The following is a 26349-nucleotide window of genomic DNA, read 5'->3' on the forward strand; positions in this document are numbered from 1 at the left end:
GCCTTGCGTCGCTGCATCAGCAGCAGAGAAACGAGATTATGAAGAGCCGATGACATCTCCGCAAGCCCCTTTCGCAAATTATTTTTCTGCGCCCGCCAAACGCCGCTGGACGTACAAATAGCCAGACATGCAAACGCGGGAAGTCCCGACCGACTCCCCGCGCTCACCAACAGCCCGACGACTCAGCCTCCGAAAAACAGCGTGCAATAACTCGCGGGCCCGACGCAATCCGACGTAGACATCCACATCGAACCATGCTTCATCGACATCGGCTTGCGCATCGCGCCTGAACCCGACGCCGCGCCGCCGGCATGGGTGCCGCCGTACGCTTCATTCGCTTCGTTCGTGTTCCGCCGCGCGGCGACCTTCGCTTCCGCCGCCTGAATATCCGAGGGATAGTTGGCTTGCTCGCCCGTGGCCGGCGAATACCCCGCCTGTTCGAGCTGAACAAGCTCGGCCTTGACTTGTTCGCGCGTCAGAGGGGCGTTCTGGCTCTGCGCGAAAACGAACGTGGGTGCAGCGACCACGGCGACGGACACGACGATTTTGGCGATGGCGTTCATGATGTTCACTCCGACAGAAAAGGTTGACCGGATCGCACGCGATCCACGACCTCATCGAACGCACAGGGCCCTTGCGCGGCTTCGACTCACTCGACCTAGGTTTCAAGCGTAGAGGCTTCGATTGGTTAACCCGGGTACGCAGCGATCTATTCCCCCGTCGAAGCAGACTCTATAAGAAGAAAAAAGAAGGAAGCGCGGAGGATGAACCGGATGAGGAGTCCGGCAAGGCGCCAGCCAGCACCCGTCCACCGCGATCGTAATTGTGATGCAAAGCGCCGTGAAGATCATCGGCGCTCACGCAGCCCGTGCTCAATGCGCGTCCGGCACGAGATGCACGCGTTTCTCCGTTGCGGCTTCGACGGCCGAGCGCGAATACAGCAACGGGAAGTACTGCCCGTCGAGCCACATCTGCGCGAGATCCCGATAATGCGGGCTATCCGGATCGCCCGATTCGCCAGGCAGATTCACCGCACGCGAGTTGTCCCAGTTGCCGACATCGACGACCACACGAAACGACGGTCCGTTCGTCTCGCGGAAGTCGCTCGCGCGATAGGTCGACTGATTCGGCGTGTAAGCGCTGCCGCCCTTTCCGATCGGCCCGACGTTCAGCTTCGCACGCATGTCCGCATCGACGACATCGGCCAGAGGATGCGCGTTGAGGTTCGTTTGCAGCTTGCCCCAACGCCACTGGGTTGCATCGGCGCCTTGCAGATGACGCATCTCCGCATAGGCATCGCGCAGACTCGAAAGCAGAACGGCATCGCGTTTGGCCGGCGCCTCGTCGCCGAAGCGCGTCTCGGGATGTTCGAGCGAATCGAGCATCACCGAGGTATCGGGTGCGCCGAACGACGCCGCCGCGTCCTTCGGCAACACCGCTTCCTTGAACGTGCGTCCGAGATGACGCGAGAACCATACTTCTTCGAGCGCGGCCTGCGGCGAACTCGCGCTCGTGTGCGCGTCCCAGTCCTTGAGCATCGCGAGCGCGGCGCGTGTGTCTTCATCATCGCTCGAAAGCGGCGCGAGTAATGCGACGAGCCTGCGCGCCGGAATCGAAACGTCATCGTTCTGCAAGCGCTCGGAGTCTTCGATCGACACCCTCGGCAGCGATTTCAACACTTCGTCGATACGCTGATGCCGCGACCCGTTGGTCCATTCGAAGCCGAGCTTGCGCTCCGCATACGGATAACCCGCGGGCAGATTCATTTCATTCGACGTGGTGAAATAAGCTTGCGCCGGGTTATAGACCGAAGGCATTGCATCGCGCGGCCAGAAGCCCGCCCATTCATAGCGGCCATCGCCGGGCACGGGCATGAGGCCGTCCCAATTCGGGCGTTTCGGCGCGAGGCCGCTCGGCACCCAGCCGATGTTTCCATCCTTGTCCGCATAGAGCTGATTCACAGTCGGCGCGCCCCATGTCGCAAGCGATGCCTTGAACTGCGCGTAATTCTTCGCGCGCATATAGCGCATCGAATCGAAATACGGCGACATGCCGGGCGACAGCCACGCCGTGCGCACGGCGAAGGCGCGATGCTTGCGTTCTTCCGTATAGATCACAGGACCGTGTCGCGTGTAAAGCAGATCGGCGGTGACGGGAGCGCCATTACGCACGGCGATCTGTTCACGCACGACGCGCATCGGCTCCCACTTGCCCTTATAACGATACTGCCGCGAATTCGCGGGATTCAACTCGTATACATAGAGATCTTCCTGATCGATGTTGAAGATCGTGAGCCCATAAGCGATCGAGCCGTTATGCCCGATCGAAATGCCTGGCGCCGAAGGTTCGCCCGCGCCGATGATATTGAGCGTCGGCGTGCTGATCTGCTGAATGTAGCGAAGGCTCGGCGCGGCATAAGCACGATGCGGATCGTTCGCCATGATCGCGCGGCCCGTCGCCGACTTCGATGGCGCGATCACCCAGTTGTTGCTGCCTTCGGTCACTTCCTCGGGATTCTCGGCTGCGGCGATCATCGTCGTCGATGCATCCGTGCTCTTCATCGACTCCTTCGTCACGCGCACGCCTTGTGTTGCGAGCGTAAAGACTTTGAGGACATCATCGGGAAGGCAGGGATCGAGGCCCGCGGGCATCTGCGCTTTCCACTGCGGCTGCAGTCCGAAACGCACGGTGTCCGCGTCGAGCGAGCTCTTGCACGTCACGCGTGCACGCGCGACTTCGCTCGTGAGATTTCGCGTGAGACCGTGGCTGCGAATACGCACGATATCGTCGGCGCTCCATTTCGCCGGCCAATAGCCGATCTTGCGAAACTCATAAGGCATGCGGTCCGGATGCGCGGCAAGCCAGTCGATATACGCATTCACGCCGGCTGCGTAGCGTGTCGCGGCAGGCTTCGCATCGGGACCATAGCGCTGCCATTCGGTCGCCATGTCGCCGCGATAAAGAAAGAGCCGCGTGGCCTTGTCCTGTTCCACATAAGCGGGACCGAAGACCTCCGAAAGCTCGCCGAGGCCGCGTCTGCGCCACAGATCGATCTGAAACATGCGGTCACGCGCGGCGTTGAAGCCTTGCACGAAGAAGGCGTCGCTATCGTTGACGGCGAAGATGTGCGGTACGCCCCAACGGTCGATCAGGATGTCCGACGGTTGCGAAAGACCCGCAACGGCAATCGTTTCATCGCCCGGTGTATCGGCGAATGCGATTCGCGCGTCGAGCGGTGCGATTAGAGATGCGCCGATCGTCAGCGCAATCAGGCGTTGTCCCTTTCTTCGATTCATCTTGGCGTCTCCGTTCTTATCAGTGTCGATTCCAGTCACACGAATATCGCACTGTAATTCGAATGCAGGAGACACGCAAAGGTTGTCGGCGGTTATTTAATTCGGAAGCCGAATCTATTCGCGAAACGCTTTCACCCGAATGACGCCATTCTCGAACAGCGACTCGAGCTCACTCGTCCTGCCGCGGCTGCTCCTGCAAAGCCGTATCGCGGATGACTTCCGCGAACTTCTCCAACGCCTGCAGCGGACCACTCACGCTGTTGTATTCCTGCGTGCCGATCCGGCCTTCCAGCACCACGGAAAAGCCGCAGTCCTGCGCGATCTTCAAAAGATTGTCCATGTCGTAGTCGCCTCGTGTCGCTATCAGCGAAGCACACGTAATGCCTGCTCGCGCTTTCGTCTTACTTTCGCTCGTGGCGTCGTTTTACGCCGGCGCATCCGCCCCGCCTGTAATTTTTACTCGCGCCGTCTATCCTTGATTTGGCACACCCGCGTGCGACCCACCGCCGCTCTGCTTGACACCGACGAGCCGCCTCGCGTATTGTTTGGTAGACCAACCAAGTAACGAATACTTCCACGGAGCGCGCCATGAGCCGCATCACCGCCATCCCGACCTGCTTGCTTTTCGCCACGGCGCTCGCGGCGTGCTCGCATCAGGACCGCGATATCTATCAGGGCTACGTGGAAGGTGAATTCGTCTACCTCGGCTCGTCGCAATCGGGCAAGCTCACAGCGCTGTCCGTCGCGCGGGGGCAAACGTTGAAGGCGGGAACGAGCGCCTTCATGCTCGAATCGGCCGATGAAACCGCCGCCCTCGATCAGGCACAGCGTCAACTCACGGCCGCGCAGTCGCAACTCGAGGACATCCTCACGGGAAAGCGCGCACCGGAGGTCGCATCGGTGCGCGCGCAACTCGCGCAGGCACGCGCGAACGCTCGCAAGGCCGCGCTGCAACTGAGCCGCGATGAAGCGCAGTTCAGCGCGGGCGGCATCGCCAAAGGGCAGCTCGACGATTCGCGCGCGAATGCGGATGCCGCCGCCGCGCAAGTACGCGACCTCGCCGAACAGGTCGATATCGCACGCCTGCCGGGCCGTCCTCAACAGATCGCGGCGCAACGCGCGCAAGTCGCAGCCGCGCAAGCCTTTGTCGCTCAGGCGCAATGGAAGGTCGACCAAAAGCGCGTTGCGGCGCCCGCGGACGGGCTCGTGTACGACACGCTTTATCGTGTCGGCGAATGGGTACAGGCGGGCAGTCCGGTCGTGCAGATGTTGCCGCCGCAGAACGTGAAAGTGCGCTTCTTCGTTGCGGAAAACATGGTGGGCAGCCTCGCAACGGGGCGCGCGATATCGATTCATTGCGACGGCTGCACGGAAGACGTGCCCGCGAAAATCACCTACATCTCGAATCAGGCCGAATACACGCCGCCGGTCATTTATAGCAACGAGAACCGCTCGAAGCTCGTGTTCATGGTCGAAGCGCATCCTCAACCGGCCGATGCATCGAAGCTTCATCCGGGCCAACCCGTCGGCGTGAGGTTGCAATGAGTGTAACGAGCATGCAGGACACGCAATACGTCATCGACGTCCAGAATCTCAACAAGCACTTCGGCGACAAACACGTCGTCAACGATGTATCGCTGCAAGTCGCGCGCGGCGAGATCTTCGGCTTTCTCGGCCCGAACGGCAGCGGCAAGACAACATCCATCCGCCTGATGTGCGGCCTGCTCACACCCGATTCGGGCAGCGGTACGTGCCTCGGCTACGACATCGTGCGCGAAAGCGAAGAGATCAAGCGCAACGTCGGCTATATGACGCAGCGCTTCTCGTACTGGGAAGACCTGACGATTCGCGAGAATCTCGACTTCGTCGCGCGCATCTATCAGATGAGCAATCGCCGCGAAACCGTGGATCGCGCGCTCGAAGCGCTCGGTCTGCAGAGCCGCGCGAGTCAGCTGACGGGCTCGCTCTCGGGCGGATGGAAGCAACGCCTCGCGCTCGCCGCATGCATGCTGCACGAGCCGAAGCTGCTCCTGCTCGATGAGCCGACCGCAGGCGTGGATCCCACCGCGCGCCGCGACTTCTGGGAGGAGTTGCATCGTCTCGCCGCGAAAGGCATTTCGGTGCTGGTGAGCACGCACTACATGGATGAAGCCGAGCGATGCCACAAGCTCGCGTATATCGCGTATGGCAAGCTGCTTGCGCAAGGCACCGCGAACGAAGTGATCGCATCGCAAAACCTCGCGACATGGAGCATTCACGGCGAGCATTTGAGCGAACTTTCCGAACGCTTGCGCAAGACGCCCGGCATCGATCAGACCGTCGTATTCGGCTCTGCGCTGCATGTGAGCGGCAGCGATCACGCTGCGCTCGAGGCGGCCGTGCGCGATGCGACAAAAGACGGCGCAACGCGCGCCGAGCCGATCGAAACCGGACTCGAAGATGTCTTCATCTATCTGATGAGCCGGTCGACCGACAACTTCAAGGTGACGTCATGAAGGCACGCGGCCCGCTCGCGATATTCGCGCGCTTCTCCGTGACGCGCTGGTGGAGCATCGTCATCAAGGAGTTCCTGCAATTGCGGCGCGACCGCATCACGTTCGGCATGATCGTCGGCTTGCCTATCGTGCAGCTCGCCCTCTTCGGCTACGCAATCAACACCGACCCGAAGCATCTGCCGACGGCCGTGATCGTAGGCGATCAGAGTCCGTTTTCGCGCAGCTTCATCGCGGCAATGGAGCACTCCGGTTATTTCGACATCGTCGAGACGCTGCCCGACGACGAAGCTGGCCGTCGCGCACTTGCGCAAGGCCGCGTGCTTTTCGTGCTGAACATACCCGTCGACTTCTCGCGCAAGCTGTTGCGCGGCGAGCGGCCCGCGCTGCTCGTCGAGGCCGACGCGACCGATCCGAATGCGGTGAGCAAGGCGAGCAACGCGCTGACCATGCTCGTGCAGTCCGTTGCCGACAAGGACATCACCGGCCCGCTTGCTCGTTTGAACGCAACGCCCGCCCCATTCGACGTGCAGGTCCACAACCTCTACAACCCCGAAGGCATCACGCAATACAACGTCGTGCCCGGCTTGATGGGCGTGATTCTCACGATGACGCTCGTCATGATGACCGGCCTCGCGATGACGCGCGAACGCGAGCGCGGCACGATGGAAAACCTCCTTGCCACGCCCGTGCGTCCCGTCGAAGTGATGACGGGCAAGATCGTGCCTTACGTGTTCATCGGTCTCATTCAGGCGTCGATCATTCTCGCGGCCACGCGTTTCGTCTTCCATGTGCCGCTCGTCGGCAATCCGCTCGCGATCTATCTCGCCGCGCTGCTTTTCATCGCCGCGAATCTGACAGTGGGCATCACGCTGTCGTCGCTCGCGCAGAACCAACTTCAGGCGATGCAGCTCACCATGTTCTATTTCCTGCCGAACATCCTTCTCTCCGGCTTCATGTTTCCGTTCGCGGGCATGCCGGCGTGGGCGCAGTTCATCGGCAATTTGCTGCCGCTCACGTACTTCAATCGCCTGATTCGCGGCATTCTTCTCAAGGGCAACGGCTGGGCGGACCTGTGGCCCTCGGTGTGGCCGATGGCGCTCTTCACCGTCATCGTGATGGGCATTGCGTTGCGCTTCTATCGGCGCACGCTCGACTAGGGAAACATCGATGAAAAAGATTCTTCCCCTCTGCGCGCTCATGTTGTGCGGCTGCACTGTCGGCCCCGATTTTCATGCGCCTGCGCCGCCGGACACGCAGACCTATGTCAAAACGCCGGTTGCGGTAAAGGACTTTCCCGCGGCCGATCATGCGCTGCCGCGCTGGTGGACGCAGTTCGGCTCCGATACGCTGAACCGTCTCGTCGATCGCGCATTGAGCGACAGTCCCACGCTCGACGAGGCGCGGGCGAAGCTCGTGCAGGCGCGCGAGGACTATCGCACGCAGGCGGGCGCGACATACTTTCCCGTCTTCGATGCCTCGCTCTCCGGCTCGCGTCAAAAGGTCGATCCTGCTGCCTTCGGCGTGCCGATTCCGAGTCCGGGTCCGTTCACGCTTTATGATGCCTCGGTGAGCGTGTCTTACACGCTCGACTTCTTCGGCGGCGAGCGGCGCGCACTCGAAGCCTTGCGTGCGCAAGTGGACTATCAGTCGTTCGAGCTCGATGCGGCGCGGCTTTCGATCGCGGGCAATGTCGTTGCCACCGCGATCCGGCGCGCTTCGTTGCAGCATCAGATCACGCTCACCGAAGGTCTCGTCGATGCACAGATGCGTCAACTGTCCATCATGGAAGGCCGCCTGAAGGCGGGCGGCGTCGCGCCGTTCGACGTGCGCAGCCAGCGCACGCTCGTCGAGCAGACGCGCGCAAACCTTCCGTCGCTCGTCACGCAACGCGATCAGGCCGATCACCGGCTTGCAGTGTTGCTGGGCGTCGAGCCATCCAAGGCCGACTTCGATGCCATCACGCTCGACTCGCTTCATGTTCCGGGCAACGTTCCGCTGACCTTGCCCTCGACGCTCGCACGCGAACGACCCGACATCCGCGCATCGGAAGCGTTGCTGCATCGGGCGAGCGCGAACGTCGGCGTGGCGACTGCCGACCTCTATCCGAAGTTCTCGCTCTCTGCGGGCGTGGGAAGCCAGCGCACGAACATCCACGACATGCTCAATAGCCTCAACGTGTGGAACGTCGGCCTGAATCTCACGCAGCCGCTATTTCATGGCGGCGAGCTGCGCGCGAGGAAGCGATCGTCCGAAGCGGCCTACGAAGCAGCCATGCAAGCCTATCGACAGACCGTGCTGGACGCGCTGCAACAAGTCGCCGATAGCCTGACCGCGCTTCAAAACGATGCCGATGCCCTGCACGCGCGCGAGATCGCGGCGAACGAAGCGCAAGCCAATCTCGACACAGCCAGCGCGCGCTTTACGGCGGGCGGCGTGAGCCGCTTCGATCTGCTCGACACACAACGCCAGGCGCTTCAGACGCAACTCGATTACGCGCTCGCGCACGCCAATCGTCTCTCGGACACCGCAGCACTTTTCCAGTCGCTGGGCGGCGCAGGCGAAGACACGAATGCAGCGAGCAAACCGGTTGCATCCGCAACTAATTAGCGAGCTTTCCGAGCCGATGCTTGAGCACCTTGCCGCTCGTGGACACGGGCAATGCATCGAGTATGCGGATAGAAGAAGGCCGCTTGTAGGGCGCGAGCCGCTCGCCGACCCACTCCGCGAGTTCGCTTTCGCTCGCCGTGCAGCCGGGCCTCAATTCGACGAACGCAAGCACGTCTTCATTGCCCTGCACGCTCCGTCCGATCACGGCGGAATGCAGCACGGCGGGATGACTGTTGAACGCCTGCTCTACTTCCGCGGGATACACGTTGAAACCCGAGCGGATGATCAACTCCTTGCTGCGCCCGACGATATACAGGTTGCCCCTCTCGAAGCGCGCGAGATCGCCCGTCTTGAGCCAGCCGTCCTCCGTCACCGTGGCCGCCGTCTGCGCCGCATCGCGGTAATAGCCGAGCATCACGTTCGGCCCGCGCACCCATAGCTCGCCGGTATCGTCGGCGTCGCTTTGATGCGCGAGCGGCACGATGCGCGCCTCGACGCCTGGAATCAGCGGCCCGACGGACGAATCGGGCGCCGGTGCATCGAGCAGCGTGTTCGATACGGTCGGACTGCTCTCCGTCATGCCATAGCCGTTATGCAAGGGCACACCGTAGAACGCTTCGGCAGCGGCCTTGAGCGTCATGTCGAGAGGCGAGCCGCCGCAATAGACGAAGCGCAACGATGGCGCATTCAGGCCGCCGCGCGGCGTGAAATGATCGATCAGCTTCGCATGCATCGCGGGAACGCCTTGAAAGATCGTCATGCGTTCATCGCTGAGAACGCGTCCCGCGCGCGCGGGATCGAAACGCGCCGCAAGACGCAACGTCGCGCCCGCATACAGCGAACCGAGGCACATGGACGCAAGACCGAACACATGCGATACCGGCAGTACGGCATAGACGCGATCGCTGGTACCGACACGACGCAGCGTGCTGGATACTGCCGCGACGAACAGCAGATTGCGATGCGACAGCATCACGCCCTTCGGCGCGCCGGTCGTTCCCGTCGTGTAGATGAGCGCCGCGCATTGCCTGTCCGATGACAGTCCGTGCGGCTCCTGCTGAGACGCGGCATCGATATCGCTTAACGCAAACGCGCCGATCGGCGTCGCATCGAGCGATTCGACCGAAGCGCCGTCACGTTGCGCGTGATGCGCGGCGTCGTCGGAAACATCGACGGTATAGAGCGCGATGCGTGGCTTCGCATGCGCGCGGATCGCATCGAGCTCGACTGCGGACAATCGCGCATTCACGATCAGCGCCCACGCATCGAGACGGCTCACGGCAAAAAGCGATGCGACGAGCAGGACGCTGTTCTCGCCGATCAGCATGACGCGATCGCCGGCGCGCACGCCCGCCGCACCGAGACGCGCGGCCAGCGCATCGATTGCATCGTCGAGTTGCGCATAAGTCAACGTGCGCGCGTCCTCATGCAACGCGATGTGATCGGGATGCGCCTTCGCACCGCGCGAGATGATCGCGTCGATGCGCGCGGGCAGCGACGCAATGAGCTTGTTCGTATCCATGTCGAGCGATATCGTTCGAGACCCTGAGGCCCGAATGATAAACGCTCATGCTCTATCCCGCGAAACGCGGCTCGGGAATGCCGCGCACGCCGAGGCCCGTCACCGCGAAAAGGCCGCCCTTGTCGCGCTCTTTCTGCGGAATGCCCCACATCGGGCGGCCCATCGTCGATACGTAGAGGATGTCGAGACTCGGTCCGCCGAACATCACGCTCGTCAGATTGCGCACGGGAAACGGCACGACGCGATCGAGTTTGCCATCGGGAGCGAAGCGCAGAATGCGTCCGCCGAAGACGAGAGCCGACCAGACATAGCCTTCTTCATCGACGGTTGCGCCATCGAACGTGCCGGCCATGTCGTGCGCCGATGCGAACAGGCGCTTGTTCGTCGCCGCGCCCGTTTCGATGTCGTAGTCGTAGGCGTACATCTCCTTGCTGTATGTGTCGGTGAAGTAGAAGGTCTTGTTGTCGGGGCCCCAGCATGGGCCGTTCGAACAACTGATGCCGCTGTCGAGCCGCGTGACCTGGCCATTCGTATCGAGCCGGTACAGCCCGCCGCTGCGCGTCGAGCGCTGGCCGCGATCGGCATCGTAGCGGTCGAAGTCGTAGGACATGGTGCCCGCGATGAAGCGTCCACGGCGATCCACCTTTCCGTCATTGAACCGCGTCTCGGGATCGTCGCTTTCGGGATCGGCGATGAACTGCACGGTCTGCGCATCGAAGTCGTAGAAATGCAGGCCGTTCGCGAGCGCGACCACCGCGCCGCCCTGCTCGCGCAACGCCATCGAACCGATGTGACGCGGCACGAAATAGCGCTTCACGTCGCCGCCGTCAGCACGGCAGCTATAGATTTCCGCGGCCGTGCTGTCGATCCAGTAGAGCCGTTCCTCCTTCACATCCCATAGCGGTCCTTCGCCGAGATGATTGTTCGCATCGACCAGCAAGCGTACTTCGGGCATCGTCGTCTCCTTTGTTCAGGCTTCACCGTCCTCGATATCGCGCCGATGCGCGAGCAGCGCCATCAAACGCCGATCGCGCCAGCGGCTGCGTTCTTCGATCTTCTCGCGGGGCAGCACCGCGCGCCGTTCGGCATCGAGCTTGCCGAGCGTCTCGGCCGACCAGTCGAACGGCTTGCGTCCCGCAGCGATGCTCTTGTATGTGCCGCCGTAGCGCGCAGCGTAATCGGCCACGCCACCGGGCGCGTTGAGGTCGATCGTTTCGAACGGGCCCATGAACGACCAGCGCATCGCGAGTCCATCGCGTATCACGGTGTCGAGATCGGCGGCGCTCGCATAACCTTGTTCATAGAGACTCAACGCTTCGTCGAGCAACGCGCCTTGCAGACGATTGAGCAGAAAGCCCGAGATCTCGCGATTCACGGTGACGGGCTTTTGCTTCGCTCCTTCGTAGATGGCGCGTGCGCGTTCCATCGTGTCCTGCGAGGTCCACGGCGCGCCGCACAACTCGACGAGCGGCACCAGCGACGGCGGATTCACCGGATGCGCGACGAGACAGCGTGCGCGGCCTGCCATGCCTTCCGTGAAGGTCGATGCAGGCAATCCCGATGTCGAACTCGCCAGAATCGCGTCAGGCTTCGTGAGGCGGTCCAGTTCGATGAACAACGCACGCTTCGCTTCCACCACTTCCGCGATGTTCTCCTGCACGAGATCGGCGTCGGCGACAGCATCGGCGAGATGTTCGCATGCGGTGATGCGGGCCACGATCGCATCGACGGCTTCATCGATCAGATCGAACGACGCCAGATCCTCGACGCTTTCGCGGATCGCGGGAATCGCGCCGCCGAGCATGTCCTTCGATGCATCGTGGATCGTGACGTTGAAGCCGCTCTTCGCAAAGACGATCGCCCACGCGCGGCCGATACGGCCCGAACCGATCACCGCAATGTTGTTCGCTTGCATCTGCATCTGGTCCTCGTTCGAGTTGGTTTAGCCCTTCTTGTCCCGCAGCGTGATGACAGCCGCCAGCACGACGAGTCCGTTGATGATGTCGCGCACCGCGGGCGGCACCGTGGTTCCCGCAAGCAACGTCCCGAGCGCCGTAAGCAGCAGCGCGCCGCCGAACACGCCGAGATAGTGCCCGCGTCCACCGGTAATCAATGCGCCGCCGACGACAACCACTGCAATCGACGGCAGCAGATACGGATCGCCCATGCCGAGAAAAGCTTGCGAGCTGAACCCCGCGAGCAACAGGCCGACGATCGCGGAGCACAGACCCGACAGGCAATACACGGCGATGAGCGTCGTGCCCACGCGCACGCCCGACAGCTTCGCCGCGACCGGCGAATTGCCGACCGCATACACGCGCCGCCCAAACGGCGTGCGATGCAGGAGCAGCAACGCGATGACGAGAAACACCGGCACGCTCCACGCCGCGATCGACAGCGGACCGAAGCGTCCGTTGGTGAATTCGCTGATCGTCGACGGCGACCATCCTTGTGGCGAGCCATTGCAATAGATCAGCGTGAGGCCTTGCAGCAAACCGTTCGCCGCAAGCGTGACGACGATCGGCGGCAAGCCGAGCATCACGACGCCCACGCCATTGAACACGCCGACGAGCAGGCCGACCAGCAGCACCATCGGCACCGCCCACGCGGCCGCGCCGTTCACGCCGTGCGTGAGTCCGGTCAGCAACACGCCCGACAGCGTGATGAGCCAGGGCATCGACAAGTCGAGTCCGCCCGTCAGGATCACCGCGCCCTGGCCGAGGCCGAGTATCGCGAGAAACAAGGTCAGCGTGAGCAGGCTGCTATAGAAGTTCGCGCTGACGAGCACGCCCGGCCCATAGACAAAGCCCGTGATGACGACCACCGCGAAGAACAGCAGATAAGCCGGCACCACATACTTGACCCATTCGCGATTGCGCTCGATCCAGTCGGCGATCGGTCGTCCCTTCAGCTCCGTGTTTTCAACCGGACGATAATCGTCGACTTCGAACGCAACGCGCCGCGCATGCTTGTCGTCGCGTGCGCGCGTGCCCGTTCGCACCGCCTTGAGCCACTGCGCCGCGTGACGCGCGCATTCATGCGCCGCCGATTGCTTGCCGATCGACGAACCGAGCACCGCGAGAATCAGAATCACCGCCTCGGCTATCGTCGTGAAGAACGCCGATACGTTCAGCACGAGCAGAATGTTCACGGTGATCATCAGCGTCATTGCTGCGAACACGGTGCCGACGCAGCCGCCACGTCCGCCGCCGAGCAACGTGCCGCCGAGCACGACGGCCGTGAACATCGAGAGCAGCAGCGGACGGCCGACGAGCGGATCGGCCGAGCCCGTCTGTGCCGATACATACAGACCCGCCGCCGCGTAGAACATGCCAGCGAGCGCATACGTCGCGATGCGGTAGCGCGTGACCGGCATGCCGTTCGCATACGCGCCGTCGGCATCGCTGCCTAACGCGTACAGACCCACGCCGTAACGCGTGCGCTTGATGAACGACCAGATCAACAGCGCAAGAATCAGCAAGCCCGCCGACATCGGCATCTTGTCGGGGATGAGATCGGCGGTGAGCACCGCGCCGAACTGATCGCCGACGCTGCCGCCCGGCTTGTTCTGAATCAGCAGCGTCAAGCCTTGCACCATGAACATCGTCGCCAGCGTGACGACGATCGATTGCAAGCGAAACCATGCGATCAGCGCGCCGTTGACGAGGCCGATGCCGCCGCCGATCGCCAGAATCAGCGCGGCGCCGCCCCATTGTTCGACGGGCGATCCTTGCACGAAGCGCACGGCAAGCACGTTCGCGAGCGACACGACCGCCGAGGCCGACAGATCGAATCCGCCCGACAGCACGACGATGGTCTGCCCGATCGCCGCGAGCGCGAGTGTAGTTGCGCTCGAAATTACCGATCCGATGTCGTAGAGCCCGACAGGTGTCGCGGACAGCGAAACCCATCCGGCGAGCATCGCAAGCAACGCACTGATCGCGATGATGAGCCCGCGATGATGATCGATGCGCGCGCCAAATCCCACGCGCGCGCCCGGCCGCACGACCTCGCTTTCGGGCGACGCAACGGCTATCTTCATGAGCAACCTCTCAACTGGAAAGCATCTTGCGCATCACGTTTTCTTCGGTCAGCGCGTCGCCGCTCAACTCGCCGGCGTTGCGTCCGCGATACATCACCGACACGCGGTCGCACACGTTGACGAGCTCGGGCACGTCCGTCGAATAGAAGAGCACGGAGCCACCCGCCGCGGCGAATGCACGCATCAGCACGAAGATCTGATGCTTGGTGCCGACGTCGATGCCGCGCGTCGGATCGAACATGAGCCACACGCGGCTTTGCGTGAGCAGCCACTTGGCCATCGCGATCTTCTGCTGATTGCCGCCGGAGAACGACAGACACGGCTTGTACAGCGCGCGCGGATTCACCTCCATCTGCGCAAGCGAGCGACGAATCGCGGCCTGCTCGCGCTTGCGATCGATGAGGCCGAAGCGCGCATAGCGGCCGATCACGGGAAGCGACACATTCTCGCCGCCGGGCAAGCGCAGGAACAGGCCTTCGGTCTTGCGGTCTTCGGGCAGAAAGCTCGTCGATACGCCGGCCTTCAGCGAATCCGCCGTCGATGTCAGCGTCACCGGTTTACCGTCGATGCGAATCTCGCCATCGTCGATGTAAGTGGCACCGAACAGCGCCTCGAACAGCTCGCGTTGCCCCATGCCCTGCAGCGCTGCGATGCCGTGCACTTCGCCCGGCTTCACGGCGAGATCGAAATCGGCGACGACGCCATCGACGCGAACGTTGCGCGTCTCGATCGCCGGCGTCGCGTCGCTTCGTACCGTCGTGATCTTAGGCGGATACTTCGCCTCCATCGAACGCCCGATGACGAGTCTAATTACTTCGTCATCCGATATATCCGCAGCGTCGAACGCGCCCACATCTCGGCCATTGCGATACACCGTGAGGCTGTCGCAGAACTCGCGCACTTCCTGCATGCGATGCGAGATGAACACGAAAGTCACGCCGCTCGCCTTCAGTTCGTCGATGCGCCGTGAGAGCCACGCGACATCGCGTCCCGACAGCGCGGACGTCGGTTCGTCGAGCAACAGCACTTTCGGCTTGCGCACGATGGCCTTCGCAATCTCGATCTTCTGCCGCACCGGCAACGAAAGATCGCGAATATAAGCGCCGGGACGCACATCGGACAGTTCGAGCCTGTCGAGCCATTCCGCTGCTTGCCGCTGCGCGTCGCGCTTTCTGATGCGCCCGAGAAAACCCGTCGGCTCGTACGACATCAATAGGTTCTGCGCGACCGTGAGATCGCGCACGAGCGTCATCTCCTGAAACGCCGTCTGCACGCCCGCGCGATGCGCGTCCTTCGGGCTCTTCATCGTCACGTCGCTGCCCATTACGCGGATGCTGCCCGCATCCGGCTGCATCAATCCGGACAGCAGCTTGACCGTGGTGGACTTTCCGGCGCCGTTCTCGCCGAGCAGCGCATGCACCGCGCCGCGCTTCACCGAGAACGACGCGCCATCGAGCGCGACGGTCGCGCCGAAGCGCTTCGTCACCTTCGACAGATCGATCGCCAATGATGCGTCGTTCATCGCGCCGCCTCAGTCCTGATTGCCCGTCAAGGCCGCATTGAAGCCGACTTCCTTCGTCTCTTCAGAGTAGATGTCCGCGAACCAGCCCGGCGGTACCTTGTCCGGCGGGAACGCGGTGCAGCCCGCCTTCAGTTCGTCGATGCTGCCCGTCTTGCACAGCTTCGATTCCGAGGTCAGCACGAGCGGCAGCTTGAGCGTCACGCGCGCCGGAAAGTCGCCGCCGTCGAGCTTCTTCACGGCCATCTTGAGCGCCATCGCGCCCGAGTACGGAGGCGCGCCGTAAGAGATCGAGCGATAGCCGATCGAGCGATAACCGCCCTGTCCCTTCACTTCGCCCGGCGGCAGCATCTGCACGCGATGCCCGTTAGACGATTCGCCCGCGCACGGCTTGATCTTGTCGTCGGCAATGCCCGCTTGGAGCTGCATCGACGCCGCCGTGAAGCAGCCGACCTGCATCCACAGGCCGTCGATCTTGTCCCAGCTGTTCGTCGCGAGAATCTTCGAAAGCTCGGTCTTCGCGGTCGCCTGACTCCACATGCCCGTTCCTTCCGCGACGATCTTGATGTCCGGATACTTCGCGAACACGGCCTTCGCCGCCTCGGTGCGTGCGCGATCGACCGACGTGCCCGGCACGCCCGTGATCATCACGACATTGCCCTTGCCGTTGATGGTCTTCGCGAGCCATTCCGCGGTGACGGTGCCCGCCTGATGCTGATCGATCGTCACGTTATGCGCGCACGGCTCGGTGACTTCTCCGTCATACGCCGCGACGACGACGCCCTTCGAGCACGCGTTCTTGATCGCGCGATTGAGCGCCGTCGGCGAGATCGGATAGATGACGATGGCCTTCGCGCCTGCCTGCACCATCGAGTTGATCTGCTGAATCTGCTTCTGCGCATCGGTGCCCGCGACCTGCACTTCGAGATCGACCTTGTCTTTCAGCCCCGGCGTATTGGCCATCGCCTTGACCATGTTCGCGGCTTCGGTTTGCCAGTCGTTGCCGACATAGCTCATCGACAAAAAGATCTTGTATTTGCCGGCCGCGTGCGCCGTGCCCGATACGGCGAGCGCCGCCGCGAACGCGAGGCCGAGCGCTGCCCGTCCCGCATGACGAATCGACTGCGTCAATGCTTTCATGTCTTCCTCCGGTATTCGTATGGTTATGAAGCGGGCGCTTCTAACTTCGGATGTGCGGCAGACGAGCGCTCGCGGGCAGAGCGATGCCCGCGCTGCCGGGCACGACATTCGGGTCGTGTCCGGGTATGACGAAATCGGCGATCTGACGGATGCGCGACAACGAGCCGATCTCCGCCAGCGTTTCATGCACGATGCCCACTGGAACGAGATCGACGATGTTCTCCATACAGTTCGCGCAATCGCCGGCGATCAGCACGACACCTTCTTCCGTGTCGACCGCGACGGACTGATGCCCCGGCGTATGACCCGGCGTCGGCACGACGCGCACGCCGGGCACGATATCGGTCACGCCGTTCACGAACTGCCAGCGAAAATACGCGAGCGGCTCGCGGCCGATCAGAAACTCCTGGTAATACGTGGCCTGCGTCGGCAGCGGATGACCCGCGTATTCCCACTCGGCCGCCTGCACGATGAAGCGCGCATTCTTGAAAAGCGTGTTGCCGCCGGAATGGTCGTAATGCAGATGCGTGTTGATGACGATATCGACCTCGTCCGCGCTCCAGCCGACATACTCCTTCAACGCGCGTTCGAGCTTTTCCTCCGGCGCCTGATCGCATGGGCACACGAAGTTCGACACCCAGCCTGGATCGTGTATGCCCGTATCGACGACGATCTTCTTCTGCGCGCCGACAATCGCCGTCGACCATACGGGCACCTTCATCTGCTGGCCGAAGTAGCGGCCATACACTTGCGATGAGCGATCGACGGTGAGCCAGCCCGTCGGCATCGCGACTACCTTCAGCTTCGTGCTCACGATGCCCTCCGCTATCAGAAGTTGGTATCGCTCGCGCCTTTGAGCTTGAGCATCTCGCGTGCTTCGGCGGGCGTCGCGATATCGAGGGACAGTCCTTCGATCACCTGGCGAATCTTCTTCACCTGCGCCGCGCTCGATTCGGCGAGCTTGCCCGGCTCGATCCACAACGAGTCTTCGAGGCCGACACGCACGTTCGATCCCTGCGCGACGCCCATCGAGCCGAGCGGAATCTGATGACGTCCCGCGCCGAGAATCGACCATACATAGTCGTCGCCGAAGAGACGATCCGCCGTGCGCTTCATATGCGCCAGATCTTCGGGATGCGGCCCGATGCCACCGAGCAAGCCAAAAACGCTCTGCACGAAGAACGGCGGCTTGACGAGCCCGCGATCGACGAAGTGCGCGAGGTTGTACAGGTGCGAGATGTCGTAGCACTCATGCTCGAAGCGCGTACCGTTATCGCTGCACGACGTGAGGATGTATTCGATATCCGCGAACGTGTTCTTGAACACGAGATCGCGGCTGTTTTCCAGATGCTTGCGCTCCCACTCGTACTTGAATTCCTTGAAGCGATCGAGCATCGGATACAGGCCGAAGTTCATCGATCCCATGTTGAGCGACGCCACTTCCGGCTTGAAGTGATGCGCGGGCTTCAATCGCTCCGCGACGGTCATGTGCGGGCTGCCGCCCGTCGTGATGTTGATGACCGCATCGGTTTCCGCCTTGATGCGCGGCAGAAACTCCTGAAACACGGCGGGATCCTGCGTCGGATGACCATCGTTCGGGTCGCGTGCATGCAGGTGCAGAATGGCGGCGCCTTCCTTTGCAGCCGCGAGCGCGGCATCGCCGATCTGCTGCGGCGTGAGCGGAAGATACGGCGACATCGAAGGCGTATGGATCGCGCCCGTCGGCGCGCAGGTGATGATGACCTTGCGTTTCGTTGCCATGTGCTCCTCGCTCTATTAAAGGACTTCGACGTTGCCGCAGACGGAGATCGCCTGTCCCGAGATGCCGCTGCCCGCGGGCGAGCACAGGAAGAGCGCCGTGGCCGCGACTTCCTCGGGCGTCGTCATGCGGCGCAGCGAAATCTTCGCGAGATATTGCTTCTCCATCTCTTCATAGGAGACGTTCAGTTGTTTCGCGCGCGCCGCGATCACGCGCTCGATGCGCGGCCCTTTCACGATGCCCGGCTGGATCGCATTGACGCGAATGTTCGACGGCCCGAGCTCGATAGCCAGGCTCTTCGTCATGCCGACGACGGCCCACTTCGTCGCGGCATAAGGCGTGCGAAACGCGTAGCCGAGCCGTCCCGCCACCGACGACAGCGCGATGATCGCCCCGCCGCCATTCGCGTTGCGCAAGAGCGGCACCGCGCGGCGCGCGAAGTAGAACTGCGCGTTCAGATTCACATCGACGGTCTGTTCCCATTCGTTCGCATCGAGCTCGTCGATGCCGCCCGTCGGCCCCGCGATGCCCGCGTTGTTCACGAGCACATCGAGTCCGCCGAGCTCGCGTTCCACATCGACGAATACGCGCTCGACCGCTTCCTTGTCAGCTACGTCCGCGAGCGTCGACGTGATCGCATTGCACTCCGCGCTCGCTTCGGCTTTCGCCAATGCGTCGATTGCTTCGGGACTCGCATCGCAGACGTGCACGCGCGCGCCTGCATCGATGAACGCGCGCGCTATCACGAGCCCGATGCCCGATGCGCCGCCCGTGATGAGCACGCGCAATCCCGCGTGCGGTTTCAGCATCTGAAGAACCGTCATCCATGTCTCCGTTGTTGTTATGCGTGTCAGGCGCTTGCCTTGTTGCTCAGTTCGCCGCTTTGCAAACGCTCTTGCAGATCGGCGGCCGCATCGCCGATGTCTTCCTCGATGCCGGCGCGCGCGCCTTCGCCATCGCCGCGCCAGAGCGCTTCGACGATATGACGATGCGCCGCCATCGAACGGCGCATATGCGGAATGTCGGGCGCGACGAGATTCAGGAACGGGCCGATGCGCATCCAGAGGTTCTGGATGGTCGCGAGCGTGAGATCGCTCGCGCCGTGCGTGTAAATGGCGATATGAAATTCGAAGTTGCTGCGCAGATACGCGGGCACGTCGCCCGCTTCGACGTGTGCGTCCATCGTGTCGAAGATGGCCTGCAGCGCGTCGAGATGCGCGCGTGTCATGCGCGACGCCGCGCGTTTGGCGACCGCGCCTTCCAGTGCGATGCGAACGTCCCGCAACTCATCGAGGAGTTCGAGCGTCATCGGCGGAACCATCAGCGCGCGGCCGGGACCGTCGATCAATGCGCCTTCCGCCTGCAAGCGCGTGAGCGCGGCGCGCACGGGCATGGTCGACGAGCCGACCGCTTCCGCGACGCTGCGCAAGCTGAGCAACTGCCCAGGCGCGAAGCGGCCCGTCATGATCGCCTGCCTCAATTGCGCATGAACGCGACCGGCCATGGTTTCGCGTGCAACTAATTCGAGCGCGGGTAAGTCCGTCGTCGAGCGTGTCGCCAACTTTTGCCTCCGTTCTTTCGTTCGGCTGCTGCGATGCTTTCGATTGGTGTGACCTGTGATCACACCTGCATGGCTAAAGTGTCGGACGCGCGAGCACGCGAGTCAACCTTGAATTGCTAGGTGAAAACGCGGAGCGACGCCTCAGACCGCCTCGTGCGAAAGACGGGCCGCATCGAGCGCGACGCCGATGGCCGGAGCGGCCAACACGCGGATTGCCTGAAAATGGGACGCATCGAATGCGCCTCGAAAGAAGTCGACCACCGCGACCAAGCGCCTGACGATGAGATCATGAAGCACGGACACGTCTTGCCCGAAGTCCTTCGCGTCGGCAGCAATGAGTCTGTCGACCGCGCGCACGACGGCGAGCAATTCGTCGGTGCCGACTTCCAGGCCGAACCACATGCCAACGATGAGATCGATGTCGCGCGGACCGAGGCTCGGGTACCAGAGCGCCAAAAGACGTTTGCGGAGGCCTTTCATCGCCGGGCCCGCCAGATCTTCCCGGCTTCTGGTGAAACTGGTTCGGTGCGACCTGACCTCGACGAGGACTTCATCGACATTGCCGATCTCGCCGCCGGCCACCATGATCGCGACGAGATAGTTCAGGTCTTCGGCGCTCGCCATCTGCATGTCGAACCGGATGCGATGCTCGCGGACGAACGAACGGCGCACCATGAGCATTGCGCCGCCGATGGTGTTGAAGCCTTCGAAAAGCCGGGCCTTCAGAGCGCCGTCGCCGAGCGTGCAAAGCCCATAAGTGTCGTTCGCAATACCATCGCCGAACAAGCGCGCATGGCCGCCGCAAGCGGCAAGGCGCGCGCACTCGCGGAAAGCGGCGACTTGCGCGGCGAGCCTCGTCGGCAGCGCCCGGTCGTCCGAGTCGATGCGCGCGATGAACTCGCCGCGCGCCGCGTCGAAACCCGCATTCGAAGCGGCGCTGATGCCCTCGTTCCGGCCGAAGCGTATGAGGCGCACGCGGCTGTCGTCGCCCGCTGCCTGCTGCGCGACGGCGAACGTCTGATCGATCGAGCCATCGTCCACGACGATGAGCTCCCAGTCTTCGAGCGTTTGAGCGCGAATCGAAGCGATTGCTTCGCCGATGAAGGCCTGCGCGTTGAACGCGGGCATGACGACGGTGACGAGCGGTGAGGATGTCATGGGAACCGGAATCCGTTCTGATTTGTTCCCGGCGGAGTGTGCCGCAATCGGCGCGCGATTACGCCATTTCCATCGGCAATTCAGATTTTTCGGCTCCGCCCTCAGGCGAACTTTCCCGACACCGCCCTTTGAATCTCCGCGAACGCCACCGGCTTCACGAGATGATGATCGAAGCCCGCTTCCTTCGAGCGCTGACGATCATGCGCCTGCCCGTATCCCGTCACGGCGATCAGCAAGGCATCGGCGGTTGCGGGACGCGCGCGCATCTCGGCCGCGAGCCGGTATCCGTCCATGCCCGGCAAGCCGATATCGAGCAGCACGATCTGCGGCATGAAGGTGTCGGAGACCGCGAGCGCTTCGGTTGCATCGTGCGCCGTGCGAACGTCGAAGCCGTCGGCTTCGAGCAGCAGCGCCATCGCGGTGGCCGCGTCGACGCTGTCATCGACGAGCAGCACGCGCTTGCCCGCGTTGACGGTCGCGGGCGTTGCCGGCGCGCCTTGCGTGGCCACTTGCGCATCCTTCGCGAGCGGCAGCCACACGACGAACTCGCTGCCCGCCTGCGCCCCCGCCGAGAATGCTTCGATGCGTCCGCCCTGCAACTCGACGAGCGTCTTCGCCAGCGGCAAGCCGATGCCGAGCCCGCCCTCCGATCGTTCGAGCGATGTCTCCGATTGCACGAACAGATCGAAGATGTGCGGCAGCATGTCGGACGCGATGCCGATGCCCTTGTCGCGCACGACGATACGCACCTCATCGCCGAACTGTTCCGTTTCGATGGCGATCTCGCCTTCCTCGACGCTGTACTTCGACGCATTCGACAGCAGATTGCCGAACACCTGCGCGAGCCGCACGCTGTCGCCGACGATGTAGAGCGGCGCATCCGGCAGCTTCACCGTCAACGCGTGCCGCTTTCGTTCGAGCGCGGGCTGCACGGTCTCGATGGCCGCCGCGAGCGCCGCCGCGAGATCGACCGTTTCCTGGCGCAGCGTGATCTTGCCCTGCGTGATGCGCGCAACGTCGAGCAGATCGTCGACGAGCCGGCTCAAATGCCGCACCTGTCTGTCGATGATCGCGCGCACCGTCGCGAAGTGCTGCACGGACGGCTCGCGATCCGGATCGAGCAGATCGACCGCATTGCGGATCGGCGCGAGCGGATTGCGCAATTCATGCGCGAGCATCGCGAGAAACTCGTCCTTGCGGCGGTCCGCTTCGCGCAACAGCAGTTCGGCGGCCTTGCGCTCGGAGATATCGTTGACGATGCCCGCGATGCGATACGGCCGCGCCGGATGACCCGCCGCGCCGTGAACCGGAAACGCGCGCTCCGCGACCCAGCGCGGCCCGCCGCTCGCGCGCACGATGCGATATTCGACCTGATACGGCGTGCCGTTCGCGAGCAGTTGCCGATACGCCTCGGCGACATGATCGCGATCGAGGGGAAGAATGTCGCCGGACCAGTGATCGGGGCCAGGCAGGGGCGCGGGCGCGCCGCCGCCGGTATCGAAGAGATGCGCGTAAGCGGGGCTCACATAGAGCAGTTCGTTGGATGCCGGATCGAGCATCCAGAACACGTCGTCGATATTCCCGGCAAGCTGGCGAAAGCGCTCCTCGCTCTCGCGCAGCGCATTTTCCGCGAGCCGCACGCGCAGCAACGCGCGCACATGCGCGATCAGTTCCGCGGGTTCGACAGGCTCGGTCAAATAGCTATCCGCGCCGCCTTCGAGACCGCGAATGCGATCGAGGCTATGCACGGCCGCCGCCGATGTCTGCAGCACGAGCGTGCCCGACGTCTCCGGCGATGCCTTGATCTGCCTGCACACTTCGAGCCCGTTGATGTCGGGCAGCTTCACGTCGAGCAGCACGAGATCGGGCGCTTCGGCGCGCACCCGTTCGAGCGCGGCCGTGCCCGTCGGCGCTTCGATCACGTTGAAGCCCGCGCGCGACAGGATGCGCGTTTTCGCATAGCGCGCGCCGTCGTTGTCGTCGACGTTGAGGATCAGCACCTCGTTCCAGTCGCTTCTCATGATGCTCGTCCCTCGCCCGTCACCGCATCCAGCACGCCCGGCAGCTCGCCACCGCCCGCCGGCTTTTCAACGAACGCGGTCGCGCCCAGCGCCCGCGCTTCATTGCGATCCTCGTCCTCGCCGAGCACGACGATCGGAATGCTGCGCGTCGCGGCCTGCGCGCGCAACGCGGCGAGCCAGATCCACGCTTCCGACGGCGCGGGCCGCACGGCGAGCAGCAACGCGGCGGGCTGCGTGCGCGCGAGCAGGCGGCTCGCTTCGTCGAGCGTCGCGGCGCTCATCGGGCGATACGGCGAAGCGCGCAGCGCGGCCTCGCAGTCGAGCCGCTCGATCGGATTGCTCGCGACGATCAGCACGGCGGGCCGCGTATCGCTCGCGGCGTGATGCGCGGCGTCGACGTCCGCGCCGTAATGCGCGGGAATCGTCGCGCTGAAAGTCGAGCCGCGCCCGGGTTCGCTCGCGAGCGACACATCGCCGCCGAGCAGCTTGCACAGCTTGCGGCACAGCGGCAGGCCGAGGCCCGTACCCTTCACGTATTGCTGAAGGCGGTTTTCAACTTGCCCGAACTCTTCGAAGACGACCTGCTGATGCTCCGGCGCGATGCCGATGCCCGTATCGCTGACGGAAAACGTGATGAGCCGGCGCGCGTCGTCATAGCTCGCCGCGACGCGCACTTCGCCGCGCTCGGTGAACTTGAGCGCATTCGATACGAAGTTGCGCAGCACCTGCGCGACCTTGGCTTCATCGGTATGAATGGGCGGCAGGCCTTCGCACGATTCGAACACGAGTTCCACCGCGCCGCCCGGCGACAGCGGCCGCAACATGCCGCGCAGCGCCGAAAACAGGGTATCGACTTCGAATTCGGCGGGACGCACTTCGATCTTGCCCGCTTCGATCTTCGCGAGATCGAGCAGATCGTCGACCGTTTCCGACAAATCCTCCGCTGCCTTGCGGATGAAGCGCACCTGCTTTTCCTGCTCTTCCGTCAGATCGCCGTCGATACGTTCGAGCAAGAGTTTCGAGAGCGCGCGGATCGACGACAGCGGCGTGCGGAACTCGTGGCTCATGTTCGACAGAAAGCGCGATTTCGATTCGTCCGCGCGGCGCAGATGATCGGCGCGCGCATCCAGCTCCGCATAAAGCGCGACGACGCCGCGATTGGTGTCCTCGAGTTCGCGCGTAAGACGCGTGAGCTCCTCCTGACGTTCGCGCAGATCCGCGAGCGCGGCGATCAGCTCGCGATTCTGGCGCTGCAATTCCGCGGCCGTGTCTTCGCTCGGCTGACGCTCGAGTGCGTTCTTCACCGCCTGCGCATCGCACGGCACGCCATCGGGTAAAGCCTTCGCGAGCGAGATCGAGGTGTCGCCATCGGCTTCGTCGGCGATCGCGCATTGATCCATCAGACGTTGCGCCGCGAGCAGGCCCAGCGCGGCTTGCGAGTCGTCGTGGCGCATGGCGCGCAGACGCTGGCCCGCACCGCCGCCCGCCAGAAAACGCACGACGAAGCGCGGCGGGCGCGCGGCGTTATCGACGAGAAATTCCGCGCGCGCCGCCTGCCCCGCGATCAGCACGGTGCGCGCGGCTTCGAGCACGGACGTGGAAATGCGCGTCTGATCCTGCGGCGAGAAGCCGAGCGCCGCGCTCGCATCGCGCGCCTTCACGCGGACCGCGACGATGTCGCGCTCGTGATCGATCCGCATCGAGTAGAGCGGTTGCGTCATCCTGCGCTCCCGGCCGCGCGGGCCACGAACACGGTGATGTCGTCGCGGCCGCGCGCGAAGTCGCGATACAGCACCGCCGCGACGAGCGCCGGGTGCCGCATCGCGAGGCCCGGATAGCGCGCGAGATCCCAGCGCGACGTGAGCCCGTCCGAATGCAGCACGACGAGCGCGTTCGGCGGATACGGCACGTCGAAGATCTGCGCGCGCCGCGCCGCATGCCCGACGATGCCGCTGTGCGAGACGAGATGCTTGTGCGTGCCTTCGGTCCACACGCTCGCCGAAATATTGCCGATGCCCGCGAAGCTCACCGCCATGCCCGGCATCGACGCGAACGCCGGCATGCGCGCGATGCCGACCGCCGCGCCGCGCGTCGGGCGCAGCGCCTCGTTGGCGGCCTCCATGATGCGATCGAGCGCCTGGTCGCCGTTCGCGGCGAGCGCTTTGGCCGCCTCGATCGCCGCGACATTGGCGAGCGGTCCGTGACCGAGGCCATCGGCGACGAGCACGGTGAATTCGCCGTCATGCGCGTAGACGGACCATGCATCGCCGGATACGGTTTCGGTTTGCAGCGGCAGGTTCACGACGCCGTATGTCAGTTGCGGCGCACGCGTGTTCGCCGCGCCCGGCGCGTTCCAGAACACGGCGCGCAACACCGTGCCGCGTTGCGGCGCGCTCCAGATGTCGAGTTCGTCGGAAAGACGCTCGATCGCGCCCATGCCGTTGCCGGGACTGCCCGCCGTCGTGTAGCCGTCCTCGAAACAGCGATGCAGATCGTAAATGCCCGGCCCGTTGTCGATGCACAGCACTTCGATGCCGTAGCGCAAAGTCGCGCCGGCGCCCCTGTCGACGAGCGGACGCACGAGCAGTTCGCCGCGCTGTGCATGCTTCAGCAGATTCGTGCCGCATTCGGTGACGACGATCGCGAGCTCGCCCGCGGCCGTCTCGTTGAAACCGAGCCCGCGCGCGAGTTCGCCGATAGAACGCCGCGCATAGGCGATCTGGCTCGCCTCGGCGATCTCGTAGCGCTGCTGCGCGGCCATCGATTCCTTCAGAACGGTTTCCATTTCGTGATCGAGACGTGCGTGCCTTCGCCCGGCGCGGAGCGGATGTCGAATTCGTCGCACAGACGTTTGGCGCCGCCAAGCCCGAGCCCGAGGCCGCTGCCCGACGTGAATCCGTCGGAGAGCGCGCGCGGAATATCCGGAATGCCCGGACCATTGTCGACGAATTCGAGCTTGAGGCCACGGCGGCCGTTACGCTCGACGAGATAGCAATGCACGTCGCCGCCGCCGCCGTAGATGAGCGTGTTGCGTGCCAGCTCGCTCGCCGCCGTCACGAACTTCGTCTGGTCGATGAGAGACAGGCCCTGCGAGACCGCCTTCTCGCGCACGAACTGGCGCAGCCGCACGATCTGCTCGTCGTTGCGGATCGGCAGCGTGTCGGGCGGCGACGAGGACGTCGGCGCGGCTGTGGAATTGAAGATCGTCATGGAGTCGTGTGCATGCGGC

Annotated in this window: 22 protein-coding genes; 4 read left to right on the forward strand and 18 right to left on the reverse strand. The window is 63.5% G+C overall.

Annotation, left to right across the window (positions count from 1 at the left end; translation table 11 throughout):
* Positions 1-182: 182 nt before the first annotated feature.
* The 3 genes from BG60_RS27610 to BG60_RS39115 form a co-directional block, all read right to left on the reverse strand.
* Positions 183-563 carry a DUF4148 domain-containing protein gene (locus tag BG60_RS27610; RefSeq protein ID WP_051996662.1) on the reverse strand — a complete coding sequence of 127 codons (381 nt, stop codon included), beginning with the start codon at positions 561-563 and terminating at the stop codon, positions 183-185.
* Positions 564-872: 309 nt separating this feature from the next.
* Complete coding sequence (locus BG60_RS27615; protein ID WP_034473487.1) at positions 873-3296, reverse strand: penicillin acylase family protein; 2424 nt, start codon at positions 3294-3296, stop codon at positions 873-875.
* A 169-nt stretch (positions 3297-3465) separates the two neighbouring features.
* Positions 3466-3636 carry a hypothetical protein gene (locus tag BG60_RS39115; protein WP_008354446.1) on the reverse strand — a complete coding sequence of 57 codons (171 nt, stop codon included), beginning with the start codon at positions 3634-3636 and terminating at the stop codon, positions 3466-3468.
* A gap of 248 nt (positions 3637-3884) precedes the next feature.
* On the opposite strand from BG60_RS39115, the gene BG60_RS27620 reads away from it, so the two are divergent.
* The 4 genes from BG60_RS27620 to BG60_RS27635 are packed head-to-tail and all read left to right on the forward strand — an operon-like array spanning position 3885 to position 8398.
* Positions 3885-4841 carry an HlyD family secretion protein gene (locus tag BG60_RS27620; RefSeq protein WP_008354444.1) on the forward strand — a complete coding sequence of 319 codons (957 nt, stop codon included), beginning with the start codon at positions 3885-3887 and terminating at the stop codon, positions 4839-4841.
* Positions 4838-5791, forward strand: coding sequence for an ABC transporter ATP-binding protein (locus BG60_RS27625; RefSeq protein WP_404989950.1), 954 nt, complete (start codon positions 4838-4840; stop codon positions 5789-5791). Before BG60_RS27620 ends, BG60_RS27625 begins: the two co-directional genes overlap by 4 nt.
* Positions 5788-6948: an ABC transporter permease gene (locus tag BG60_RS27630; protein WP_008354441.1), complete on the forward strand. Its 1161-nt coding sequence runs from the start codon at positions 5788-5790 to the stop codon at positions 6946-6948. Before BG60_RS27625 ends, BG60_RS27630 begins: the two co-directional genes overlap by 4 nt.
* A gap of 10 nt (positions 6949-6958) precedes the next feature.
* Complete coding sequence (locus tag BG60_RS27635; protein WP_008354439.1) at positions 6959-8398, forward strand: efflux transporter outer membrane subunit; 1440 nt, start codon at positions 6959-6961, stop codon at positions 8396-8398.
* Here BG60_RS27635 and BG60_RS27640 read toward each other — a convergent pair.
* The 15 genes from BG60_RS27640 to BG60_RS27710 form a co-directional block, all read right to left on the reverse strand.
* Positions 8391-9920 (reverse strand): class I adenylate-forming enzyme family protein, encoded by a 1530-nt coding sequence (locus tag BG60_RS27640; RefSeq protein WP_008354437.1) that lies wholly within the window; start codon positions 9918-9920, stop codon positions 8391-8393. The genes BG60_RS27635 and BG60_RS27640 overlap by 8 nt on opposite strands.
* Before the next feature lie 52 nt (positions 9921-9972).
* Positions 9973-10875, reverse strand: coding sequence for an SMP-30/gluconolactonase/LRE family protein (locus tag BG60_RS27645; RefSeq protein WP_008354435.1), 903 nt, complete (start codon positions 10873-10875; stop codon positions 9973-9975).
* A gap of 15 nt (positions 10876-10890) precedes the next feature.
* Positions 10891-11835, reverse strand: coding sequence for a 3-hydroxyacyl-CoA dehydrogenase (locus BG60_RS27650; protein WP_033536935.1), 945 nt, complete (start codon positions 11833-11835; stop codon positions 10891-10893).
* Positions 11836-11862: 27 nt separating this feature from the next.
* A complete protein-coding gene (locus tag BG60_RS27655; protein ID WP_008354431.1) occupies positions 11863-13962 on the reverse strand; it encodes an ABC transporter permease subunit in 2100 nt (699 codons plus the stop codon).
* 10 nt (positions 13963-13972) lie between these two features.
* Entirely contained in the window at positions 13973-15484 is a 1512-nt protein-coding gene (locus BG60_RS27660; RefSeq protein ID WP_008354429.1) for a sugar ABC transporter ATP-binding protein, read from the reverse strand.
* Positions 15485-15493: 9 nt separating this feature from the next.
* Positions 15494-16621, reverse strand: a complete 1128-nt coding sequence (locus BG60_RS27665; protein ID WP_034473488.1) for a sugar ABC transporter substrate-binding protein — start codon at positions 16619-16621, stop codon at positions 15494-15496.
* Between the two features lie 40 nt (positions 16622-16661).
* The gene (locus tag BG60_RS27670; RefSeq protein ID WP_008354426.1) at positions 16662-17435 is read right to left on the reverse strand and encodes an N-acyl homoserine lactonase family protein; all 774 of its coding nucleotides are present in this window, start codon (positions 17433-17435) and stop codon (positions 16662-16664) included.
* A gap of 14 nt (positions 17436-17449) precedes the next feature.
* Positions 17450-18382: a 3,5-dioxohexanoate:acetyl-CoA acetone transferase gene (gene kce / locus BG60_RS27675; RefSeq protein ID WP_008354425.1), complete on the reverse strand. Its 933-nt coding sequence runs from the start codon at positions 18380-18382 to the stop codon at positions 17450-17452.
* Between the two features lie 15 nt (positions 18383-18397).
* On the reverse strand, positions 18398-19204 hold the full coding sequence (locus BG60_RS27680) for an SDR family oxidoreductase (RefSeq protein ID WP_008354424.1): 807 nt from the start codon (positions 19202-19204) through the stop codon (positions 18398-18400).
* 26 nt (positions 19205-19230) lie between these two features.
* A complete protein-coding gene (locus tag BG60_RS27685) occupies positions 19231-19884 on the reverse strand; it encodes a GntR family transcriptional regulator (RefSeq protein ID WP_008354423.1) in 654 nt (217 codons plus the stop codon).
* Between the two features lie 198 nt (positions 19885-20082).
* Entirely contained in the window at positions 20083-21099 is a 1017-nt protein-coding gene (locus BG60_RS27690; RefSeq protein ID WP_008354422.1) for a glycosyltransferase family 2 protein, read from the reverse strand.
* A 101-nt stretch (positions 21100-21200) separates the two neighbouring features.
* Positions 21201-23120: a hybrid sensor histidine kinase/response regulator gene (locus BG60_RS27695; protein ID WP_008354421.1), complete on the reverse strand. Its 1920-nt coding sequence runs from the start codon at positions 23118-23120 to the stop codon at positions 21201-21203.
* Complete coding sequence (locus BG60_RS27700) at positions 23117-24841, reverse strand: ATP-binding response regulator (protein ID WP_008354420.1); 1725 nt, start codon at positions 24839-24841, stop codon at positions 23117-23119. The genes BG60_RS27695 and BG60_RS27700 overlap by 4 nt, the downstream gene beginning before the upstream one ends.
* Positions 24838-25905 (reverse strand): ATP-binding SpoIIE family protein phosphatase, encoded by a 1068-nt coding sequence (locus BG60_RS27705; RefSeq protein ID WP_008354419.1) that lies wholly within the window; start codon positions 25903-25905, stop codon positions 24838-24840. Before BG60_RS27705 ends, BG60_RS27700 begins: the two co-directional genes overlap by 4 nt.
* A complete protein-coding gene (locus BG60_RS27710; protein WP_008354418.1) occupies positions 25890-26330 on the reverse strand; it encodes an anti-sigma regulatory factor in 441 nt (146 codons plus the stop codon). Before BG60_RS27710 ends, BG60_RS27705 begins: the two co-directional genes overlap by 16 nt.
* Positions 26331-26349: the final 19 nt, after the last annotated feature.

It is taken from the genome of Caballeronia zhejiangensis, from assembly GCF_000698575.1.
Lineage (GTDB): Bacteria > Pseudomonadota > Gammaproteobacteria > Burkholderiales > Burkholderiaceae > Caballeronia > Caballeronia zhejiangensis.

Bases quoted from the DNA above. Each gene is read 5' to 3' on its own strand.
- BG60_RS27610 (WP_051996662.1), bottom strand. From the start codon at position 563: ATGAACGCCATCGCCAAAATCGTCGTGTCCGTCGCCGTGGTCGCTGCA.
- BG60_RS27615 (WP_034473487.1), bottom strand. From the start codon at position 3,296: ATGAATCGAAGAAAGGGACAACGCCTGATTGCGCTGACGATCGGCGCA.
- BG60_RS39115 (WP_008354446.1), bottom strand. From the start codon at position 3,636: ATGGACAATCTTTTGAAGATCGCGCAGGACTGCGGCTTTTCCGTGGTG.
- BG60_RS27620 (WP_008354444.1), top strand. From the start codon at position 3,885: ATGAGCCGCATCACCGCCATCCCGACCTGCTTGCTTTTCGCCACGGCG.
- BG60_RS27625 (WP_404989950.1), top strand. From the start codon at position 4,838: ATGAGTGTAACGAGCATGCAGGACACGCAATACGTCATCGACGTCCAG.
- BG60_RS27630 (WP_008354441.1), top strand. From the start codon at position 5,788: ATGAAGGCACGCGGCCCGCTCGCGATATTCGCGCGCTTCTCCGTGACG.
- BG60_RS27635 (WP_008354439.1), top strand. From the start codon at position 6,959: ATGAAAAAGATTCTTCCCCTCTGCGCGCTCATGTTGTGCGGCTGCACT.
- BG60_RS27640 (WP_008354437.1), bottom strand. From the start codon at position 9,920: ATGGATACGAACAAGCTCATTGCGTCGCTGCCCGCGCGCATCGACGCG.
- BG60_RS27645 (WP_008354435.1), bottom strand. From the start codon at position 10,875: ATGCCCGAAGTACGCTTGCTGGTCGATGCGAACAATCATCTCGGCGAA.
- BG60_RS27650 (WP_033536935.1), bottom strand. From the start codon at position 11,835: ATGCAAGCGAACAACATTGCGGTGATCGGTTCGGGCCGTATCGGCCGC.
- BG60_RS27655 (WP_008354431.1), bottom strand. From the start codon at position 13,962: ATGAAGATAGCCGTTGCGTCGCCCGAAAGCGAGGTCGTGCGGCCGGGC.
- BG60_RS27660 (WP_008354429.1), bottom strand. From the start codon at position 15,484: ATGAACGACGCATCATTGGCGATCGATCTGTCGAAGGTGACGAAGCGC.
- BG60_RS27665 (WP_034473488.1), bottom strand. From the start codon at position 16,621: ATGAAAGCATTGACGCAGTCGATTCGTCATGCGGGACGGGCAGCGCTC.
- kce (WP_008354425.1), bottom strand. From the start codon at position 18,382: ATGGCAACGAAACGCAAGGTCATCATCACCTGCGCGCCGACGGGCGCG.
- BG60_RS27680 (WP_008354424.1), bottom strand. From the start codon at position 19,204: ATGACGGTTCTTCAGATGCTGAAACCGCACGCGGGATTGCGCGTGCTC.
- BG60_RS27685 (WP_008354423.1), bottom strand. From the start codon at position 19,884: ATGGCCGGTCGCGTTCATGCGCAATTGAGGCAGGCGATCATGACGGGC.
- BG60_RS27690 (WP_008354422.1), bottom strand. From the start codon at position 21,099: ATGACATCCTCACCGCTCGTCACCGTCGTCATGCCCGCGTTCAACGCG.
- BG60_RS27695 (WP_008354421.1), bottom strand. From the start codon at position 23,120: ATGAGAAGCGACTGGAACGAGGTGCTGATCCTCAACGTCGACGACAAC.
- BG60_RS27700 (WP_008354420.1), bottom strand. From the start codon at position 24,841: ATGACGCAACCGCTCTACTCGATGCGGATCGATCACGAGCGCGACATC.
- BG60_RS27705 (WP_008354419.1), bottom strand. From the start codon at position 25,905: ATGGAAACCGTTCTGAAGGAATCGATGGCCGCGCAGCAGCGCTACGAG.
- BG60_RS27710 (WP_008354418.1), bottom strand. From the start codon at position 26,330: ATGACGATCTTCAATTCCACAGCCGCGCCGACGTCCTCGTCGCCGCCC.